Annotated in this window: 2 protein-coding genes; both read right to left on the reverse strand. The window is 22.4% G+C overall.

The genetic code is table 25. From position 1 onward, the window contains the following. On the reverse strand, positions 1-2,263 hold a 2,263-nt coding region (locus VAMP_RS04960), incomplete at its 3' end, for an InlB B-repeat-containing protein (RefSeq protein WP_439099517.1). A 92-nt stretch (positions 2,264-2,355) separates the two neighbouring features. Further along, positions 2,356-3,002, reverse strand: a 647-nt coding sequence (locus VAMP_RS04965) for a right-handed parallel beta-helix repeat-containing protein (RefSeq protein ID WP_213349844.1), incomplete at its 5' end; no start/stop codon positions are given.

Genomic DNA, 3,002 nt, shown 5'->3' on the forward strand with positions numbered 1-3,002 from the left:
AAGAATTAAAGAAAAAAGCAGAAAATAATAAAAAAATACAACAATCTTTATTTGATAAACATGCATTATCAGAATTTGAAATACAAGATAAAAAATATATTTTATGTTTTAATCCTGCTAAAGTAATTACTTCTGGATCCAATTCAATATTTACTGTTTGATCAGCTCAACTCACTGTAAAAGTTCAAGTTTTTGTTGTATATCAACTCGCACTTGCTGTATATTCATAACTTCAATCTTCATAATTTCACATTCATCAATTTGTATATGTTATTCAATCAACTTCTACTTGTGCACCTGTTGGAATTAAATCAAATTTTATTTCATATGTAATTACTTCTTCAGAATTTGCTGTTATATTAACATTATTTGATGGCATAGTAAAATTACATTCATCATTTGTTGATCAATTACATTCATTTCAAGACCAACTATTAAATTTATGTAATGGTTGAAATAATTGAGTTAATATTACTGTATCTCAACTATTAATATTATATTCACAAATTTTGTCAATATTATTACTATCACATTGACAATTACTGAATCCTTCTATTTCTATTTCATCATTTGGATTTTGACAGTCAATAGTAATTGTTAATTTAGATGTAATTACTTCTGGATCCAATTCAATATTTACAGTTTGATCAGCTCAACTCACTGTAAAAGTTCAAGTTTTTGTTGTATATCAACTTGCACTTGCTGTATAATTATAAGTTCAATTAATAAGGTCAATTGTTTGATCTCAAGATATTGTTCATTTACTATCAATTTGAATATTTATTTGAGACATATCAAGACCATTTATTTCATCAAAAAATATTGTATAATAATCTGCTTCCTCTTGTTCAAAATTTGCTGTTATATTAACATCATTTGATGGCATAGTAAAATTACATTCAACATCTGTTGATCAATCACATTCATCTCAAGACCAACTATTAAATTTCCATCAAGAATCAGGATTTGCTGTTAATGTTATATTTGCTCAAGAAGCATATTTAGAATTCATATATCAAGATATATAACCTGATCCTTGTTTAGTTATATAAACATTGTAATCTGTATTATTTGGCATATATCAATAATTTTGTCATCTAAGATAATACACTCCCAATTTAGGATTTTGTTTTATACTTGGATAATTATCAATATTAGGATCTTTACCTACTGCTATATCAAAACTGCATTCTGCATCTGGATGAGAAAAATCATATATATTTATAGAATCAAATCATACTGATGGGAAATCTTTTATATCTTTACATTGATCTATATCTGATAAAACACAAATTCAAGGATTTTCATTATATTCATATATTTTCGCATTAGCATCTTTATATAAATTATCAATATTAATATCTCATCATGCAAATATATGTAAATTAGTATTATCTCAAACAATAAGATCTTTAATATTAATATTTCATCATGCAAATATATAAAAATTATTTATATTATTTCATGTAAAAACATTTAAATCTATATCATTAATTGAATATATCGTTCAAGTATTGTATCAAGATATATTCATATCTCAATAATTAATGCCTCATGTACTATATAATTGAAAATCATTTCAAAAATCGTATCAAGAACCATAAGAATTATTTAAAGAAGTTATATTATCTTCTAATTTTTTATCTATATAAACTCAAGATTCTTTATAATCTGGTAAATACATTCAAGAATATTGTAAATAATTTGCTTTACTCAAGAAACAATATGTATATATATTTCAAATATATAAATTTAACTTTTTATTTCATCAATTTCAATCATTAATTCAACCAAAATCATAATAACTATTACCTGAATATATAAACTGATTATTTCATTGTATAGATAAATTTGAATATTCTCAATCTCAAGTACCAAATTCAATCTTTTCAAATTTTTCATCTAATCAAGTATAAAAAGTATTTGAATTATTCATATCATCTTCAGATAGTAAAAAAACTGGCATAGAAACATTCATATTAGATCATCATTTTGATCAAATATTATAAGAAGTATCTAAATATAAATATTCTATATCTTTTATTTTTGATAAGGTTCATCATCATTCAAGATCCACAAAAATTACTCATCACATAACATAAGCACTACCTACATTTGAAGAACTTATATGTCTATTTTGAAAAGTATCTATTATAGTCTCATATATATTTATGTTCTGAGAAGAATTAAATTTTGATAATATAGGACCAAAACCCACAAAAAAACTTGTAGTAAAAATCACAACTAAAAATAAGACTGACATCAAATAAAACATAAAATATTTATTATATAATAAATTTAATTAATTATTTTTAATACTCAAACAATATTAAGAATTAATAAAATATATTTTTATTATTCAATATTATCTTTTATAGATAGATTATCTATATCATCTTCTTTTTCTATATGATAAGCACCTTCATTGTTTCCATAAAAAGTATTATTAATGATTTCAATATTATCAATTTTATATTTATCCTCATAATTATTAAGCCAAATTCAGTAATGTTCATTATCATAAATATTATTTGAATCAATAGATAATACATTTGAATTTCTAACATATATTCAATTTCAAATTCATGAAGTGCTACCATTATTATTTTTTGTATCAGATATATCATTATTTTTTACTATTGATTTATAATTTTTATCATTTATTTTATTTATAGAAGTAACAGTCATAGCACTTCACCAGTTGCTTTTAATAGTATTTCAAATAACTTCAACATGAAGAGTCGCATCACCTCATCAATTTAATTCAATTCATGCATAATTCTTTTTATCAATAAGATTATTTCTATATACTTTATTGTTTTTTATCAAAACATATCTTTCATCAGGTTCTGTATCTTCATTTGATGGTGAAGAGTTTCTACCATAATGATGAATTCATCTTTCTATATTATCACTAATCTCTGTATTTATAATTTCTCCATAAGAATATAAAGTTATACCATCTCAAGTATTATGAGTAGATTTTGAATTTCTTATTGAAA

The sequence above is a fragment of the Candidatus Vampirococcus lugosii genome, from assembly GCF_018420025.1.
GTDB classification, from domain to species: domain Bacteria; phylum Patescibacteriota; class Gracilibacteria; order Absconditabacterales; family Absconditicoccaceae; genus Vampirococcus; species Vampirococcus lugosii.